Source organism: Pontibacter sp. 13R65 (genome assembly GCF_047525655.1).
Lineage (GTDB): Bacteria > Bacteroidota > Bacteroidia > Cytophagales > Hymenobacteraceae > Pontibacter.
The window spans coordinates 23,182-41,671 of sequence record NZ_JBLIQL010000001.1 but is presented as its reverse complement, the minus strand read 5'-3'; the positions used below and the strand labels follow the sequence as shown (position 1 = coordinate 41,671).

Sequence of the window (18,490 nt, the reverse complement as noted above, 5' to 3'; positions counted from 1 at the left end):
TTTAATTATTTTATTACAATTTTCGATTTCCATATTTCTAATACTACTCTTTTGTATATTACAATATATAGATATTCCAATACAAAGAAGCTGAATCACCACATAATTCTAGCTTGTATCGAAATGGGAAAATCACAAATTTGCAGGCAGGGCTGTCTCAAATCTTCCTATTATGACACAAGCAAATACTAACAGGCTTCTAAAATGAAAGAAGCCTGTTGCGTTGCGGCAACAGGCTTTCCCTTTTTGAACTTAATTAATCTACTGGCTATACCAGCTTTTTGTATCGGATTCGTTTTGGCTCCGTATCGCCTAAACGCTTTTTCTTGTTCTCTTCGTACTCCGTATAGTTACCTTCGAACCAGTAAACCTGTGAGTCTCCTTCAAAAGCTAGAATATGAGTACAAATTCTGTCGAGGAACCAACGGTCGTGGGAGATAATAACAGCACAGCCGGCGAAGTTCTCCAATGCGTCTTCCAGTGCTCTGATAGCGTTCACATCCAGGTCGTTGGTCGGCTCATCGAGCAGCAGCAGGTTACCGCCTTCTTTCAGCGTCATGGCCAGGTGTACCCTATTACGCTCGCCCCCAGACAGCTTCTCTACCTTCTTCTCCTGGTCTCCACCCGAAAAGTTGAACTTGCTCACATAGGCCCGCGACACGATCTGGCGGCCGGCCATGATCATATGCTCTGTACCACCGGAAATTACCTCGAACACCGACTTGTTACCATCCAGCTGCGCGTGCTCCTGGTCCACGTATGATATCTGCACGGTAGAGCCAACAGTAAAGTCGCCGGCATCTGGTTTTTCCTGGCCGGTAATAAGTTTAAATAAAGTGGTTTTACCGGCACCGTTTGGCCCGATAATGCCCACAATGCCACCTTGCGGCAAGGCAAAACTCAGGTTCTCGAACAGCAATTTATCGCCGTAGGCTTTGCTTACGTTGTTTACCTCTATTACCTGCGCTCCTAAGCGCGGACCATCCGGAATAAAGAGCTCCAGTTTCTCCTCTTTCGATTTAGACTCCTCGCCGGCCAGCTTATCGTATTGGCTCAAACGGGCCTTTGACTTAGCATGACGTGCTTTAGGAGCCATTTTAACCCACTCAAGCTCACGCTGCAGGGTTTTCTGGCGCTTGCTCTCCGTCTTCTCTTCCTGCGACAGGCGGTTAGACTTTTGCTCCAGCCAGCTGCTGTAGTTGCCTTTCCACGGAATGCCTTCGCCACGGTCGAGCTCCAGAATCCAGCCAGCCACGTTATCCAAGAAGTAGCGGTCGTGGGTAACAGCTATAACAGTGCCTTTGTAATGCTGCAGGTGTTGCTCCAGCCAATCAACTGATTCGGCATCGAGGTGGTTGGTAGGTTCGTCGAGCAGCAGCACGTCCGGCTCCTGCAAGAGCAGGCGGCACAGGGCTACACGGCGTTTCTCACCACCCGACAGGTTTTCGATAAGGGCATCTTCGGGAGGCGTGCGGAGTGCATCCATAGCGCGCTCCAGTCGGTTATCGAGTTCCCAGGCGTTTAGCTGGTCCAGGCGTTCCTGCACCTCGCCCTGCCGTTCAATGAGTTTGTTCATCTCATCGTCGGTCATTTCCTCGGCAAACTTCATATTTATTTCGTCGAACTCGCGCAGCAGGTTTACTATTTCGCTAACGCCTTCTTCTACCACTTCGCGCACTGTTTTGGTAGGGTCCAGTTTCGGCTCCTGCTCCAGGTAGCCCACTGTATAGCCCGGCGACCACACAACCTCCCCCTGAAACTCTTTGTCGACTCCAGCAATTATTTTAAGCAAGCTAGACTTACCCGATCCGTTAAGACCAAGCACGCCGATTTTAGCGCCATAAAAAAAAGACAGGTAAATGTTTTTAAGTACTTGTTTCTTTGGCGGGTAAATCTTGCTTACCCCAGCCATAGAAAAAATGATAGTTTCGTTACTCATATTGCATTTATCAGTTATACACGTAATCTTTGACTTGTTAAGAGCGTTGCCCTTGGCATACAGCCATATTAGCCTTTTACCTCATTGGTAACATTAAAATATGACTAGAATTACAAATATCGGAAAATTTCATGCATTTTGCCTTCACAAATTTGGTTTGAAATGACTAAACTTGTGATACCTATGGGTATGTGGTGCTGGCAGTTGTTGTTATAAAGTAGCTTTTTGCATAACTTATGCTGGCCTCGTTACCTGCAGGCAAGACATCAAACGCAGTGTTTTTAGCTGCGTATGGTGATTTATACTTATGTTTACACCTAAGAGCATGTTTAAACTTTGTCTGGTTTAAGACAAAAATGAAACTCAAACCTGCTCTTACTCCCTAAGAGAGGCAAAACCCTAATCCTTAAATGGAAAACAACGAGCTATTGGAAACAGCCAGAAATTACGGGTTCATTCAGGACCAACAAGTTTGGCTAAAAGCATTCATGAATTACCCTGCCCGTCAGGTAGGCGATGTAAAAGAGACGGAAGACGACTCGCTTATTTACTTTGCCAAGCGTTTCGAAATGTTTCAGGAAAAGGTAAACGGCCTGCTCCACCGCATCGAGACATCTGAGAACAAAGGCTCTTTTCTGATGAAAGTGCTACATATGAAGGAGCAGATCGGCGATTACGATGCCTTGGGCAACTTTGAATCGCTTTACCAGCAGCTGAGCAGGGCCGAAGAGGAAATCAACAAAACCATCAAACTCAACCGGGAAAAGAACCTGGCCATAAAAGTAGGTTTGATCCAGGAGGCCGAAGCACTGCAGGAGAGCATTGAGTGGAAAGAAACATCTGAAAAGATGAAAGAACTACGGGCTACCTGGATAAAAACAGGGCCAGTAGATAAAGAAGTAACCGACGAGATTGAAGAACGGTTCCGGACGGTGCTGGAGGCTTTTTTTGAGCGGAAGAAAAATTTCTTCCTGGACAAAAAGCAGATGCAGAACCGCGCCTACGAAAAGTATCGCAGCCTGATAAACCGCTCGGTGGCCCTGCAAAACTCAGAAGATTGGGAGGCCACTACCATTAAGCTTAAGCAGCTGCAAAACGAGTGGAAAGAAGTAGTGAGTGGCAGCCTGTCGCGCAAAGCCGTAACCAACCTCTGGACGGAGTTCCGAAAGGCACACAACCACTTCTTTGAACGGCTGAAGGTGAAGATCAACAACGAGAAGAACCAATCGAAAGACAAGTTCTATGATGCAAACCTCGAGAAAAAGCAGGCTCTTGTAAGTGAGGCAGAGGAACTGATACACACGCATAGCCTGGGCGAAGCCGTAAAACGCGCGAAGGAACTGCAGGCAGAGTGGAAGAAAGCTGGCCCGGTGCACCCATCGGTATCGGATCAGATTTGGGAGCGTTTTATAAAAGCATGCGACAAGGTGTTTGAAATGAGCAGCTTGGAACATTACATCCGCAAGCGCCAGCAAGCTGCAAACGAGAAGCTAAACGGAGCAGACGGCATTAACGCCCGCATAAATGCCCTCAAAGACTTTATTAAATCTGATAAGCAGGAGCTGGAACTACTGGAGTCGAACCTGGGCAAGCTGAGCGATACGCCTGGCAACGAGTCTTTCAGGAGTATGTTACAAGGCAAGATCCGGAATTTTAACAGGAAAATACATACGAAGACTGAGCTGATTGAGATGTTCAAAAAGCAGCTTAGCCCCAGCGAAAGCTAAGGCTTACATGCACGCTGCCAGATGGTTGGCATCAGCTATTTTACCAGCCTTTAAATTAAGGTAAAAAGAGTGGCCGGAGGAAGAGAAAAAGCACTGCCTCCGGCCACTCTTTTTAAGCAAAATATTTCTATTTATATTAAACAAATCTTAACTGTTTGCGTTGTGTTTGAAAAACGGAACAAAAAAGCAAATAATAATCTGCAAAAATTTTTGTTTACGAATATTTTCATACTTTTGCAAACTTATTTTTTTTAAAAGCCACAAGTTAAGTAAGGAGAACATACTATGTATTGGACATTAGAATTAGCTTCATACCTGGAGGATGCACCCTGGCCAGCTACTAAAGACGAATTAATTGATTATTCTATTCGTTCCGGAGCGCCTATGGAAGTTGTAGAAAACCTGCAGGCCCTTGAAGATGACGGACAGCCTTATGAAAACATCGAAGAAATCTGGCCTGATTACCCTACCAAGGAAGACTTCATGTTTAACGAAGACGAGTACTAATTGTAATTAGAAATCACGAATTAGGAACCAGAAATTCAGAAAACACTATTAGGTTCAGACGCTCTAATTTTGAATTTCTAATTTGAAAGAATTTGATTATTGAAGTAAAAAATTTGGTTGCGGGCTACGAACAACGTGTTCTACTCCGCAACCTTTCTTTTTCTGTACCTGCACCTGCCTTTGTAGCTATTATTGGGCACAACGGTGTAGGCAAGAGCACCCTCTTTAAAGCATTTCAGCAGAAAATACCTTACCAAGGCCATATTCTGATACAAAACCAGGACCTGCGCCACATTGCCAAACCCACAGCAAAAGGCATATTAGGTTACCTGCCTCAAAAAAACGTAGTTTCCTTCCCCATAAAAGTGCATGAGTTGGTGGTAATGGGCCTGTTCAGGAAAAAGCGCTTCCTGGAAAATTACGATGCCACCGATTATGACCTGGCGGCAAATGTGGTGGCGCAGCTGCAGCTAGCCGACCTACTCGATCACGACTTCACTACCTTATCTGGTGGAGAGCAACAACTTATCTGGCTGGCGCAGCTCATGCTGCAGGATGCCCAGATCTGCCTGCTGGATGAGCCCTCGCAGCAACTTGATGTGTATTTTAAAAAGCAGGTATACAGCCTGCTGCAGGATTGGGTGCTACAACACCAGAAAACGGTGCTCTGCATTACCCACGACCTGCACAACCTGATGCCACTGCAAGGCTACCTGCTCAACCTATCTAAGTCGTCGCCAGTGCTGGAAGTTATTACGCCCGAAGCTATTCAGCAAAACCAGGAGTACCTGGAAACGCATCCACGCAAACTATAAACCTGCTTCTTTTAAAAATGCCTCTGCCAGCACCAGGTCTTCGGGTGTGGTTATTTTAATGTTGCGGTAGCTGCCTTCTACCAGCACGATCTGCTCACCCAGTTGTTCTACCACAGAGGCATCGTCGGTAAAGCCACTTTGTTCCGGTTGCTCGTAGGCTTTGCGAAGCAGACTGGCTTTAAAGGTCTGTGGCGTCTGCACCAGTTTGTAATCGGTGCGCGGCACAGCTTTACTCTTCGACTCTGTCACCAACTGCCGAATAGAGTCTTTGGGCGATACGGCTACAACAGCGTTACCATAACTGGCCGCTTTAGCATAAGCCTCCTGAATAATGGAGGTAGACGTGAAAGGCCTTACCCCATCGTGCACTGCCACCAGGGCCTCCTGCTCCAGCACCATGCCCAGGCCGTTCTTTACTGAACCAAAGCGCGTAGCACCACCTGCCACTACCATATGAAATAGCCTAAACTGATGCTTCTGGCACAGTGCCCGCCAGGCTTCTATCTGGTTCTCGGGCAGCACCACAATTAACCTGATAGCGGCACTGTAGGCATAGAACTGCTTAAGTGTATGCATCAGAATGGGCTTGCCGCCTATCTCCAGAAACTGTTTCGGCAGCTCACGCTGCATGCGGCTGCCTGTGCCGCCAGCCACTACAAGGGCATACTCCGGTAAGTTTTTGTTCATGGTGGTATTAGGCATCATATCCTTCCTAAGTATCAAAATTAAATTATTCTAATCAAAAAGTCCTTCCAGAGGTATTTTAGAGAATTTAGATGCTAGATGTTAAATTTCTTTCTGTTTAGCCCGGGCACTTGCAGGAGCTGCGCACGCTGCAAGTGCTTAGCTACGAATTTTAATCATCCATTTAACAATTAAATTCTGCTAATGAAATTGACCTTCCAGAGCTAATTTTGTTGCGAAAGGCCAAGGGTGTGGCTCACCTCTCAAACGGCAACTGCTGCATTTAAAGCAAAAATGCCCCGACTGTTGTTGTCAGGGCATTTTTGCTTTATGGAGTACTTCTCAATTACAGAATCAGCATAACGTCGCCGTAGCTAAAGAAGCGGTATTTCTCTTTAACAGCTGTTTCGTAGGCCTTCATTACCAGGTCGTAACCACCAAAAGCAGCTGTCATCATGAGCAAGGTAGACTCCGGCATGTGGAAGTTTGTTACCAGGCTGTTGGCAATTTTAAAATCGTAAGGCGGAAAAATAAAACGATCTGTCCAGCCATCGTTCGGCTTCAGGCGGCTGTTAGCCGACACAGACGACTCCAGCGCACGCATGGTAGTGGTACCGATAGAGCAAACTCGCTTTTTGTTGTCGAGTGCTTTGTTTACCATTTCGGCAGTAGTGCCAGGTACCATAAAGTTCTCAGAGTCCATTTTGTGCTTGGTCAGGTCTTCCACATCTACCGGGCGGAAAGTACCCAGGCCAACGTGCAGCGTTATGGGCGCTACATCTACCCCTTTAATTTCGAGGCGCTTGAGCACTTCTTTTGTAAAGTGCAGACCAGCCGTTGGAGCCGCTACAGCCCCTACGTTTTTGGCGTACACCGTTTGGTAACGCTCTTTATCTTCTGGCTCGGCCTCCCGTTTAATGTATTTTGGAAGCGGGGTTTCGCCCAGGTCGTTTATGGTTTTGTAAAACTCCTCATCAGAGCCATCGAACAGAAACTTGATGGTACGGCCACGCGAAGTGGTATTGTCAATAACCTCAGCTACCAGGTCGCTTTCGCCAAAGTAAAGTTTGTTGCCAACACGAATCTTACGGGCAGGGTCTACCAGCACATCCCACAGGTGGATGTCTTTGTTGAGCTCACGCAGCAGGAACACCTCGATCTTAGCACCTGTTTTTTCTTTGTTGCCATACATGCGCGCCGGGAACACTTTTGTATCGTTCACCACCATCACATCGCCATCGTCGAAATACTCCAGGATGTCTTTAAAGATTCTGTGCTCGATCTTACCCGAGTCGCGGTGCAGCACCATCATACGGGACTCGTCGCGGTTCGGAGAAGGATGATTAGCCAGAAGCTCTTGCGGCAATTCAAATTTAAACTCTGATAACTTCATAAATATTACGGCATTTAGATAGATCGATTTTCGATGCTTGTACGCATAGAAACATTTTTTAACTTGCAGAACAATATTAGGGAAGATTCCCTGTTTTAATAGATTAAATTTAGGCCTGCGTTTTGAAAAATTGTTGCAAAGATACAAGTTTTATCTGACACAGTCGTAAAAATCTGTTCTTTTCGTTGGGCCTCTCTGGTTGGTACTGTTTACAGCGAGCTCTCCCCCACTTTACAGCTGCTCCCTAGAAACCAGAGCCCCCGACCCGCATAATTTACGCACCTCATACACAGCTTAACCGGCTGCGTCAGCTCGTAAAACTACTCAGCCCACAGGCCCTAGGGCCACCATACAGTTGCTGCACAAGTCTTTACGACCTAGGTAGCTATAGGAACGACTCCGGCATTTGTTCTTAACAAAAATTCAACCTACAGGAAGAGCATGTTTAAATAAATATTGTTACTTTAACAGAATTACAAGCCTTTGCCCTGAACTATGATTTACCTGCGCCTGATAGCTGAGAGTTTCCGATTTGCCTGGCAGGCGCTAAAATCGAATTTGCTCCGCACCATACTTTCTTTATTGGGAGTAACTATCGGTATTTTCGCTATTATTTCTGTTTTCACATTAGTCGATTCGTTGGAGCGTAATGTGCGGGAGGCAATGAGCTTTGTAGGAGAGCGGGTAATTTATGTGCAAACGCAGCCCTGGACCTTTGGACCCGGCGGAAGGCCCTGGTGGGAATACCTACGCCGCCCACAGCCCACTGTCCGTGAGTTCCGGCAGTTGGAGCGAAACGTAACCATGGCCGAAGGCATTGCCATTTTCTCAGAAAGGGGCGGCAACACCTTTAAGTACCGCAACAGCAGCTACTCCAACGCCATCTTGTCTGGCGCCACTTACGATTTTAACAAGATACGGGACATTCCTATAGAAGAAGGTCGCTATTTTATTCAACAGGAAGTAGACGCGTCGCAGAACGTGATTATTATTGGCAATGCTATTGCCGAGGGCTTATTCCCGAACCAAAACCCTTTAGGCAAACAGCTAAAAGTAAAAGGCCAGCAATTTACCGTTATCGGCGTAATGGAAAAGCAGGGCGAAAGCATGTTCGGCATGTCGAACGTAGATAAGCAGGGCATTATACCGTTTGGAGCCTTCAGTAAAATTTACACCACCGGCCCAAAGGGTGTGTATACCACCATTGGCATAAAAGGGCGCGAAGACGATAAAGGACTGCAGGAACTGGAGTACGAAACCCAGGGTCTGCTCCGCAATATAAGGGGACTCAGGCCGCGCGACGAAGACAACTTTGCCCTCAACCGCTCTGAAATGGTGGCCGAGCAAGTTACCAGCCTTTTCAGCGTTATCGGCGTAGCAGGTTGGGTAATTGGCGGTTTTGCCATTTTAGTAGGAGGCTTTGGCATTGCCAACATTATGTTTGTGTCCGTTAAGGAACGTACCAACATCATCGGAATACAAAAATCGCTGGGTGCCAAAAATTTCTTTATTCTGTTTCAGTTCCTGTTTGAGTCCGTGTTTCTGAGCCTGTTAGGGGGCGGCTTCGGTATTTTGCTGGTGTTCCTGCTCACGCTTATTCCACAGGACATGATGGAGATAATGCTCTCGCTAAGAAACATCATGCTGGGGCTCAGCGTATCGGCGGTGATAGGCATGCTCTCTGGCATTATTCCGGCTGTGCTGGCCGCTAACCTGGATCCTGTTATGGCGATCCGCTCGAAATAAGGCAAAACTAAACGTTATACCTCCCATGGGCTCAGCATTGAGTTACGTAACAAGGTATAGCGGATCAAATTTATGTAGAAGAAGGCAATTGCAGTTATATGCAGTGCCGCAGGAACAGGTTTCCTGCAGATGAAGACGAAACAACTATGACAAAACTCAGAAAAACAGGCGAAACCAAACTCAACGAAGAAGCACTGAACACCGGAAGTGGCCAGACCATTTTACAACCAGATGCCAACGATAACAAGGCAAAGACTATTACCGACTTGCGTGAGAGCGGCGAAACCACTGCGCCACCTGCCTCCGAAGAAGACATTCGTATTCGCAGAGCTTTTGTAGATAAAGACTGGAACGAAATAAAAATTGCCGACTCCTGGCAAATATTTAAGGTAATGTCGGAGTTTGTAGAAGGGTTTGAAAAATTGGCTAAAATCGGGCCGTGCGTTTCAATTTTTGGGTCGGCGCGCACCAAATCCACACACAAATATTACCAAATGGCCGAAGAAATTGCCGCCAAACTGGTACGCCACGGTTACGGTGTAATTACAGGCGGTGGCCCTGGCATAATGGAGGCCGGCAACAAAGGCGCACATTCCGAAGGTGGCAAATCGGTTGGTCTGAACATACAGCTTCCTTTTGAGCAGTTCAACAACATCTATATAGATTCAGACAAGCTCATTAACTTCGATTACTTTTTTGTACGAAAGGTGATGTTTGTAAAATATGCCCAGGGCTTTATTGTAATGCCGGGCGGCTTTGGCACACTCGACGAGCTTTTTGAGGCCATTACGCTTATCCAGACAAAGAAAATAGGTGCTTTCCCGATTGTTCTGGTGGGCCGCTCCTTCTGGGACGGGCTGCTGCAATGGGTAGCCGACGTAATGCTGAACATGGAGAGCAACATCAGCCCTGAGGACCTGGAGCTCGTGCATATTGTAGACGATGCCACTGAAGCAGTTAAAATTATAGACGACTTCTACAGCAAGTACCTGTTGTCACCTAACTTCTAGCACTTTATGCTGCAAGCTACCCTGCCAAAGCGTAAATTTTGCTAATGAAAACCGCCTTCCGGAAGCTTTATGACCTTCAAAGGTCAGATGCTTAAGCAGGTTGGCTCCTTCCGTTTTACATGGTGCCGCAGAGTTGGCAGACGCTTTTACCTGGCTGCTACTTTAGTTAAACAAAGTAATTCCTTACAGTTTTTTACATATATGGGAGCAGGCCGAGAGGTCTGCTCTTTTTGTGCCTGCAAATGGTAGTTTATGGCGTAATCTTTGTGCTTAAAATATTAGGAATGATAAATATACAATACTTTGGTTGTTGTATACATTTGCACAGAAATTTATAAGCTACTACACACACTATGAAAAAATTGATTTTGGGCATGCTGTTAACAGCTTCTGCCCTACAAGTTGCCTTTGCGCAGGAACAATCTGTGCCGGAACTAGAATACAGACCAGGCCAGGTTTCAGTAGTACCTGGTGTTGGCACCAACGGCGCTATGGGCGACCGCTACTACAGTGCTTTCTCGTTCAACCTGCTCGGAGGTCGTAATGGCGGTGTGAGTGGCTTTGAGCTGGGCAGCCTTTTTAACATCGACAAGAGTTTTATGTGTGGTGCGCAGGTGGCAGGCATCACAAACCTGGTGGGAGGGCCGGTAAAAGGGCTACAACTTGGGGGTATTCTTAATACTGCAGGAGAGAGTGTAACAGGTGCTCAGATTGCTGGTATTGTAAGCGCAACAAAAGGCAATGCACGTGGCTTACAGCTTTCCGGCATAGCTAGTTTGGCTCGCGATGGTGTAGATGGTGTGCAAACTAGTGGTATAGTAAACCTGGCCGGCGGAAAATCGAAAGGACTACAGCTAGGCACCGTTAACATAGCCAAAAACATTCAGGGGCTACAGGTGGGAGTAGTAAACATAGCCGATTCTGTTGGTGGTGGTACCTTAGGGCTCATAAACATTGTGCGCAAAAATGGCTACTACCGTGGTGAGGTCTGGGCTGGCGAAACACTCTACGGAAATGCGGCCTTTAAAATGGGTACCAGAAAGCTCTATACCATTCTGGCGCTGGGCTGGCGGCCGAAAGAAGATGACTATTACCTTGCATACGGCCTTGGCCTCGGCACCATACTCGGTAACATAGCAGGTGCCGATGTAAACCTGGACCTGCTAACCTACAACATCGCAAAAAATCAAATCTGGACCGACGGAAGCACTAACCAGATGCACCAGGTGCGCCTGGTTGGCGCAAGAGAATTGGGAGGAAGAACTGCTGTGCTGTTAGGAGCTACTTTTAATGTAATGCACTCTAACTACCCTCCTACCGCCGAGGCTACCGGAAGAGGCATGGACATAGCCCCCTGGAACTTGTACAATAAGGTGCACCGCAATACCAGGGTTATACTTTGGCCCGGACTTAACCTTGGCTTGAGATTCTAAAGTAAATCACCCCATTCAGTTAAAGGTCAGTCTGTATGTAGCACTGGCCTTTTATTTTGCTACGTTCTACACCAGCTTTGCCGAAGCCATAGAAAATAACCCCATCTTCATCTGGGAAATACGGGGCAATGCTTTTTGCTTTAAACTTGATGTCTTCTGCCCTGGCACCTGCAAAGAGCTTGTCTACGGTAGCGGTAAACATTAGTACCCAACGCTCAAAATGCGCTTTACCGATTGGCAGGCGCAGGTGCTTCGGAAATGGTTGGCCCTTGTAAGCTACAGAGCCAAACAGCACCGTGCTCCAGAAACTGTACATAACAGGTAGGTGTGTATCCCAATTTATCTTGGCAAACTCGTTAAAAACAGGCGAAAGCAACTCATCGGTATTCACCTGTTCATAAAAGTTATCTACCAGAAGTTTTATATCCGCTTCACTTTCAATATCTCTCATACACTTTACTTGCTGTTAAACCTATTGCATGACTAATGCCGTAGCAGGATATCCCGCACGGCCCGGAGAATTATTCAGAAATACGCTTTAGTTAAATTATTCTAATAAAAACCCTCTTCCAGAGGTATTTTACCTGTATTTACAAGAAGGCCTTTTACCCCATTAAGAACCTTTAGCAAGATTACGCAATTGCCTTAGCACATAAAATGATCTTTGTCAGCGCCGGCACTAATAAACTCCTCAACTGTAACACGAACAATAATTTGCCGTTGTCTGTCTAAGGCTGCAGCAGTTCAGAAACAGGTTGTGTTGCTGGCACAGGTGCAGTTTTAGCTATCACGAACCTGCTGAACCGGCACTTAAACGACACTTGTATGGCAGACAACCGCTCCACTATTCTTGATTGCTCCTTAAAGCTATTTGCAGCAAAAGGCTACGATGCGGTGGGTGTGCAACAAATGGTTGAAGCAGCGGGCATAAAAAAGCCAACGCTTTACCACTATTTTGGCAGCAAACGTGGTGTGCTGGAAGCACTCATGCAGGAACGGTTCGCGCCTTTTCTCTCGCAGCTCGCCGAAGCAGCGGCCTACACCTCCGATCTGCCCCTTTCGCTGCGGCAGGTAGTAACCTGCTACTTTGAGTTTGCCCTGGAGCAGCCTACCCTGTACCAGATGCACCTGGCCGCCTGGTTTGCCAATCCTGAAAACGAAGCCTCCCAGATTATAACGTCCTATATACGAGAGCAGCACCAGTTACTGGAGAGTATGTTTCAGCAAGCCGCCAACCATCATGGCAACATGCGCGGAAGGCAAAGAGTGTATGCCGCTACTTTTCTGGGTATGGTTAACTCTTATATTGTTCAGGCTTTGCACCAAAAAACTGATCTCAGCGAATTCACCGTGCACCAGGCAGTGCAACAGTTCTCCTATGGTATTTATTCCTGATGGCAGCAAAATGAACTTTCCTGCCAAAATTTGTGTACCAATCAGTACAGAGTATTATACCAATCGGTATACAAATTTTAAATTTAGGTTATGAACAGATTACAGGCACATTGGGCTACTGAAGCCACTTTTTATCATATTTATCCATTAGGATTAACAGGAGCACCGCTTCAAAACGACTTACAGGCACCACCCGAACCCAGACTGGCTGCCATACAAGACTGGATTGGCCATATTAAGGAATTGGGCTGTGATGCTCTGTACCTGGGGCCACTGTTCGAAGCGGGTACCCACGGCTACGACACCATTGATTACTTTGCGGTAGATCGGCGACTGGGTACTAACAGTACACTAACAGAACTGGTAAAGCAACTGCATGCGCAGGGTATAAAGCTTATTCTGGATGGCGTGTTTAATCATGTCGGCCGGGATTTTTGGGCTTTTAAAGACCTACAAGCCAATGGCTCTAATTCTCCTTACAGGGGGTGGTTTGCCAGTATAGACTTTAACCGCCAAAGCCCCTACGGTGACGCTTTTTCTTACGAAGGCTGGAATGGCCACTATAACCTTGTAAAACTGAACCTGCACAACCCAGAGGTACGCGCCCATTTGTTTGCAGCAGTTCGGATGTGGGTAGAGGAGTTTGACATAGATGGCCTGCGCCTGGATGCAGCCGACGTAATGGACCATAATTTCTTAAGCGAACTTGCAGACTTTTGCCGAAATCTCCGCCCCGATTTCTGGCTAATGGGCGAGGTTATTCATGGCGATTACCGGCAGTGGGCAAACCCTCAAATGCTCGATTCCACCACCAATTACGAATGCTACAAAGGCTTGTACTCGAGCCACAACGACCGCAACTATTTTGAGCTGGCCTTTTCGCTTAACCGCCTGTTTGGGGAGCAGGGTATTTACCGGCACCTCACGCTGTACAACTTCGCCGATAACCACGATGTGAACCGCATTGCCAGCACGCTGAAGAACCCGGTACACCTTTACCCTCTCCATGCACTGCTCTTTACAATGCCCGGTATTCCATCTGTTTACTACGGGAGCGAGTGGGGCATAGCCGGAACCAAGCTGCCCCACACCGATGCACCGCTACGACCTGCATTTGCCACTCCCGAAGCTATCGGCAACGTGCCACATCCGGAGCTGCCGGCAGCCATCAGGCAATTTGCCGAGATTAGGAAAAAAAGCCACGCCTTGCGCCACGGCACCTACGAGCAGCTATTTGTAGCGCACGAGCAATTTGCCTTTGCCCGCCACTCCGACCAAGACCATATAATAGTAGCCGTAAACGCAGCAGATACTCCGACAACTTTAATCCTTAAAACAGATTTGCCCGAAGGCAGCAAGCTTACCAACTTAATCGACCAGCAACAATACCAGGTACAGAACAGGAAACTTGTTTTAGAAAACCTGCCAGCCAACTGGACCTATATCCTGCAGTGCCAGTAAAAGTGGCAGGTTCAGGAACATTGTGCTTCCGGCACCTAAGGCGACTTTACCAATAGAATATCTACTCTTTTAAAGTAGTGTAAAAGCATTAATCCACACTACTGCAGCCACCGTATATCATTTTATGGGAATAAAGGAAATACTGACCAGAAAAGCCAGACGAGACTTAAGAAAAGCAATCAAGCTTAAAAAGCAGCAGAACATGGAGATCCGCGATAGCCTAGCTATGGAGCGGACCAAACTTGCCAACGAGCGCACGTTCCTGTCTTATGAGCGAACAGCCATGGCCATGGTCCTGGGCGGACTCACCTTTATTAAACTCTTCGATGATCTGGTTTACATTGGGCTGGGCATTCTTGCTATTCCGGCCGGTATCGGCATGGGTGTGTTTGGCTACATGCGCTTCAGCAGAAAACGAAGCGAAATTTTGCACCACACCCGCGCCTATACTCCAACCAGCCCTGTTTTGGCCGAAGTAGATGCCCAGGAAGAGGAGGAAGAACAAGAAAAATCAAAGAGCACTGCACCTAAACCTTAACCACTCCCTACCCGGCCCCGAGTCATATAAACTCAGAAAGCCTCCGGAAGGGCATTTTCATTAGAAGAATTGATAGCGCAGCAGCGCTAAATTCAAAATTAGAAATTCAAAATTATGAGTGGCTTCTTGTAAAACCATGCCTCATTAAGGGCCTTATGGCTTAAAACTCTAAAACGCCTCTGGAAGGCAAAAATCATTAGAAGAATTAGTTGTTGCTTATTAGTTGGTGATTGCTAATTACTAAACAGTGTTGATTTGCAATATAAAGGGTAAGACAGCGCAGCGTGCGCAGTTCCTAGTACATATTGCGGCAGGAGGCAACGAAGCGAACACCCGAGCCAGGTGCACATAATGACGATTTTTTGTTGGGGGAAGGGGGCCCTCTTTAAAGAGCGTTCAGCGAGTGGGGGTGCAGGGGCCCCCTTTAGACAAAATCGTCTTGATTTTTTTTGTTCTTTTTGTATCAAGACAAAAAGAACAAAGACATTGGCAATAAAACAGCTTCACTCCAATGCCACAGCTGAGACGAAACTAAGCGAACTTAGACTAAAAGTAGCCATTGCTATTGCCTCTCCCCCACAAGATCCCAAGGGGATGACAAAAGAGGGGATGAAAAAGGACCATGTAGCAATTAGCTACTACCGCACAACTCGGATTAATGCTAAATAACGGTTCTTCTTTGCTGCACAGCAAGGTTTGCAGATACAATCTCAACATATAAGCTTTTAGGTATAAGGCACCTTTAAAGTAATTTCTAAAGATGCTCCTGCATTGCTTAAACCTATTTACTTAATAATCTGTTAAGAAGGGTTAGTGACTTGCGCAGCAGAACACTAGTAATTTTGTACCTTTGCTTTTTAAAATCAAGATATTCTGAATGGCTTTTAACCAAGAGCAAACTGATAACGCAGGCATCGCTACTGCAGCCCCCTCATTTAACGGAGAGGCACAGCAGATAGAAGTTTACGGCGCCCGTGAGCATAATCTCAAAAACATAACCCTGCAACTGCCCCGCTACAAGCTGGTGGTATTTACAGGTATAAGTGGCTCTGGCAAATCGTCGCTGGCTTTCGATACTATTTATGCCGAAGGGCAACGCCGCTACATGGAGACCTTCTCGGCCTATGCCCGCAGCTTTATGGGTGGCCTGGAGCGCCCCGATGTAGACAAGATCGAAGGCCTGTCGCCGGTAATTTCTATTGAGCAGAAAACGACAAGCCGCAACCCTCGCTCTACCGTAGGCACCATTACCGAAATTTATGATTTCATGCGCCTGCTCTGGGCACGCACCGCCGATGCCTACAGCTACGAGACCGGCGAGAAAATGGTGCGCCAGAGCGATGACCAGATCGTGCACCACATCATGGAAAATTTTGATGGCAAGCGCCTGGTTATTCTGGCACCGGTGGTAAAAGGTCGAAAAGGGCATTACCGCGAACTGTTCCAGCAGATCCGGAAAATGGGCTTTATACGCGCCCGTGTAGATGGGGAGTTGGTAGAGATCACGCCTAAAATGCAGGTAGATCGCTACAAGATTCACGACATCGAAATCGTGATTGATAAAATTGCGGTGAAGGAAGATGACCGCTTCCGCCTCTCCAGCTCCATCCAGAACGCGCTCACGCATGGTAAAGGCATGGTGCTGGTAATGGATGCCGACACGAACCAGACACACTTTTTCTCGCGCCACCTCATGGACCCGGCCACTGGCATTGCTTACGACGATCCGGCTCCGAACTCCTTCTCTTTTAACTCCCCCTACGGCACCTGCCCTGTGTGCAATGGCCTGGGCGAGATACAAGAGATTACAGAAGAAACCGTAATTCCGGACAAGAGCCTGAGCATACGCCGCGGAGGTATTGCACCACTCGGCGAGTACCGCGACATCTGGATTTTTAAGCAGGTGGAGGCACTGTTTAAGTATTTCAAGGTATCGGTTGCCACTCCTATCAAAGATCTGCCGGAGCAAGTGCTAAAGGTGCTGCTTTATGGTCTGGAAGAAGACCTGGAGGTAAACACAAAAAAAGGCAACTACATTATTGAGTTCGAAGGCATCATCCATTTTCTGAAAAGCCAGATGGAGTCTGATTCCGATAACATCCGCGCCTGGATAGAAGATTATACCCAAACTACCACCTGCCCTGAATGCAACGGTTACCGCCTCAAAAAAGAGTCGCTCCACTTTAAGATAGATGGCAAAAACATTGGCGAACTTTCTGTGCTGGACATAAACAAGCTGGCCGCTTGGTTCCATAATCTCGAAGAACGCCTGAGTGAACGCCAGAACACGATTGCCCGGGAGCTACTGAAAGAGATACGGAAACGTATAGGCTTTCTGCTGGATGTCGGTTTAGATTACCTGAGCCTGCACCGCCCTGTGCGCACGCTGTCTGGTGGCGAAAGCCAACGTATACGACTAGCCACTCAAATCGGAACGCAGCTGGTAGGGGTGCTTTATATAATGGATGAGCCAAGCATAGGCCTGCACCAGCGCGACAACGAGCGCCTCATCAACGCCCTGAAGGACCTCCGCGACCTTGGCAACTCCATTATTGTGGTGGAACACGACAAAGACATGATTCTGCAGGCCGACTATGTGGTAGATATTGGTCCGGGCGCCGGTATACACGGTGGCCAGATTGTAACGGCTGGCACACCTGCTGAGATGCTACAGGCCGGTACTACTACTGCCAACTTTCTGAGTAACCGACGCGGCATAAAAATACCGCGTGTTAAACGTCCGGGCACTGGAGAATCGCTGAAGTTAATTGGTGCCACTGGTAATAACCTGAAGAACGTAACACTGGAGCTGCCACTAGGCAAGATGATTTGTGTAACGGGCGTATCGGGCAGTGGCAAGTCTTCGCTCATCCACGACACGCTGTACCCGATCCTGAACCAGCACTTTTTCAGGGCCAAGCGCGAGCCATTGCCTTACAAGAGCCTGGAGGGCCTGGACCTGATAGACAAAGTTATTGAGGTAGACCAATCACCAATTGGCCGTACGCCACGCTCTAATCCAGCCACTTATACCGGTGTGTTTGGAGAAATACGCTCACTATTTGCCTCCTTGCCGGAAGCAAAAATCAGAGGTTACTCCCCTGGCCGTTTCTCGTTTAATGTGAAGGGCGGGCGTTGCGAAGCCTGCGAGGGAGCTGGTATGCGCACCATCGAAATGAACTTTTTGCCGGACGTGTACGTGCCCTGCGAAGTGTGCAAAGGCAAACGGTATAACCGTGAAACCTTGGAAGTACGTTTTAAAGGCAAGAGCATTACCGACGTGCTGGACATGACAGTAGAGAAGGCCGTAGAGTTTTTCGATAACCAGCCCCGCATTCTGCGTAAAATAGCTACGCTAAACGATGTTGGTCTCGGCTACATTACATTGGGCCAGCAGGCCACCACCCTTTCTGGTGGAGAGGCGCAGCGCGTAAAGCTGGCTACAGAGCTCTCGAAGAAAGACACAGGCAAAACGTTTTATATCCTAGATGAGCCTACCACGGGTCTGCACTTCCAGGACATTGAACACCTGGCCGATGTACTCCACAAGCTCACAAATAAAGGCAACACCGTGCTTATAATAGAGCACAACCTCGACCTTATAAAAATTGCCGACTACATTGTTGATATTGGCCCTGAAGGTGGTGAAGCCGGAGGAACCATTGTAGCCTGGGGTACACCAGAAGAGGTAGCTGCCTCCGGCAAAGGTTATACATCACGCTTCCTGGCCGAAGAACTCAAAACCAGTCATTACCTTGAACAGGAAGAACAGGCTTAGCAATAGAAAGCCTCTTTAATACCTCACCACAAAAAAGCCGCTCCTGTAACAGGAGCGGCTTTTT

Annotated in this window: 14 protein-coding genes; 10 read left to right on the top strand and 4 right to left on the bottom strand. The window is 47.4% G+C overall.

Features of this window, described 5'->3' with window-relative positions:
• Nucleotides 1-268: 268 nt before the first annotated feature.
• Entirely contained in the window at nt 269-1,939 is a 1,671-nt protein-coding gene (gene ettA, locus ACMA1I_RS00165) for an energy-dependent translational throttle protein EttA (RefSeq protein ID WP_337066207.1), read from the bottom strand.
• A gap of 410 nt (nt 1,940-2,349) precedes the next feature.
• Between ettA and ACMA1I_RS00160 the strand changes: the two genes are divergently transcribed.
• From ACMA1I_RS00160 to ACMA1I_RS00150, 3 genes are all read left to right on the top strand, one after another.
• On the top strand, nt 2,350-3,666 hold the full coding sequence (locus tag ACMA1I_RS00160; protein ID WP_337066206.1) for a DUF349 domain-containing protein: 1,317 nt from the start codon (nt 2,350-2,352) through the stop codon (nt 3,664-3,666).
• A 285-nt stretch (nt 3,667-3,951) separates the two neighbouring features.
• Nucleotides 3,952-4,173, top strand: coding sequence for a DUF2795 domain-containing protein (locus tag ACMA1I_RS00155; protein ID WP_007652164.1), 222 nt, complete (start codon nt 3,952-3,954; stop codon nt 4,171-4,173).
• 92 nt (nt 4,174-4,265) lie between these two features.
• Nucleotides 4,266-4,988 (top strand): ABC transporter ATP-binding protein, encoded by a 723-nt coding sequence (locus ACMA1I_RS00150; RefSeq protein ID WP_337066205.1) that lies wholly within the window; start codon nt 4,266-4,268, stop codon nt 4,986-4,988.
• On the opposite strand, the gene ACMA1I_RS00145 is transcribed toward ACMA1I_RS00150, so the two are convergent.
• Together ACMA1I_RS00145 and queA are read right to left on the bottom strand one after the other, a co-directional pair.
• The gene (locus ACMA1I_RS00145; RefSeq protein ID WP_337066204.1) at nt 4,983-5,675 is read right to left on the bottom strand and encodes a 2-C-methyl-D-erythritol 4-phosphate cytidylyltransferase; all 693 of its coding nucleotides are present in this window, start codon (nt 5,673-5,675) and stop codon (nt 4,983-4,985) included. The genes ACMA1I_RS00150 and ACMA1I_RS00145 overlap by 6 nt on opposite strands.
• A gap of 343 nt (nt 5,676-6,018) precedes the next feature.
• Nucleotides 6,019-7,065, bottom strand: a complete 1,047-nt coding sequence (queA, locus tag ACMA1I_RS00140) for a tRNA preQ1(34) S-adenosylmethionine ribosyltransferase-isomerase QueA (protein WP_337066203.1) — start codon at nt 7,063-7,065, stop codon at nt 6,019-6,021.
• 495 nt (nt 7,066-7,560) lie between these two features.
• Here queA and ACMA1I_RS00135 point away from each other — a divergent pair, with 495 nt between their 5' ends.
• The 3 genes from ACMA1I_RS00135 (at nt 7,561) to ACMA1I_RS00125 (ending at nt 11,254) form a co-directional block, all read left to right on the top strand.
• Nucleotides 7,561-8,811: an ABC transporter permease gene (locus ACMA1I_RS00135; RefSeq protein WP_337066202.1), complete on the top strand. Its 1,251-nt coding sequence runs from the start codon at nt 7,561-7,563 to the stop codon at nt 8,809-8,811.
• A 146-nt stretch (nt 8,812-8,957) separates the two neighbouring features.
• Complete coding sequence (locus tag ACMA1I_RS00130; protein ID WP_337066201.1) at nt 8,958-9,821, top strand: TIGR00730 family Rossman fold protein; 864 nt, start codon at nt 8,958-8,960, stop codon at nt 9,819-9,821.
• A gap of 353 nt (nt 9,822-10,174) precedes the next feature.
• Nucleotides 10,175-11,254 (top strand): LA_2272 family surface repeat-containing protein, encoded by a 1,080-nt coding sequence (locus tag ACMA1I_RS00125; protein ID WP_337066200.1) that lies wholly within the window; start codon nt 10,175-10,177, stop codon nt 11,252-11,254.
• A 19-nt stretch (nt 11,255-11,273) separates the two neighbouring features.
• Here ACMA1I_RS00125 and ACMA1I_RS00120 read toward each other — a convergent pair whose 3' ends face one another.
• A complete protein-coding gene (locus ACMA1I_RS00120) occupies nt 11,274-11,705 on the bottom strand; it encodes a group III truncated hemoglobin (RefSeq protein ID WP_337066199.1) in 432 nt (143 codons plus the stop codon).
• A 374-nt stretch (nt 11,706-12,079) separates the two neighbouring features.
• On the opposite strand from ACMA1I_RS00120, the gene ACMA1I_RS00115 reads away from it, so the two are divergent.
• From ACMA1I_RS00115 to uvrA, 4 genes are all read left to right on the top strand, one after another.
• The gene (locus ACMA1I_RS00115; protein WP_337066198.1) at nt 12,080-12,649 is read left to right on the top strand and encodes a TetR/AcrR family transcriptional regulator; all 570 of its coding nucleotides are present in this window, start codon (nt 12,080-12,082) and stop codon (nt 12,647-12,649) included.
• 90 nt (nt 12,650-12,739) lie between these two features.
• Nucleotides 12,740-14,110 carry an alpha-amylase family glycosyl hydrolase gene (locus ACMA1I_RS00110; RefSeq protein WP_337066197.1) on the top strand — a complete coding sequence of 457 codons (1,371 nt, stop codon included), beginning with the start codon at nt 12,740-12,742 and terminating at the stop codon, nt 14,108-14,110.
• Between the two features lie 124 nt (nt 14,111-14,234).
• Nucleotides 14,235-14,648 (top strand): DUF202 domain-containing protein, encoded by a 414-nt coding sequence (locus ACMA1I_RS00105; RefSeq protein WP_337066196.1) that lies wholly within the window; start codon nt 14,235-14,237, stop codon nt 14,646-14,648.
• 877 nt (nt 14,649-15,525) lie between these two features.
• Nucleotides 15,526-18,426 (top strand): excinuclease ABC subunit UvrA, encoded by a 2,901-nt coding sequence (gene uvrA / locus ACMA1I_RS00100; protein ID WP_337066195.1) that lies wholly within the window; start codon nt 15,526-15,528, stop codon nt 18,424-18,426.
• The last annotated feature ends 64 nt before the right edge of the window (nt 18,427-18,490 follow it).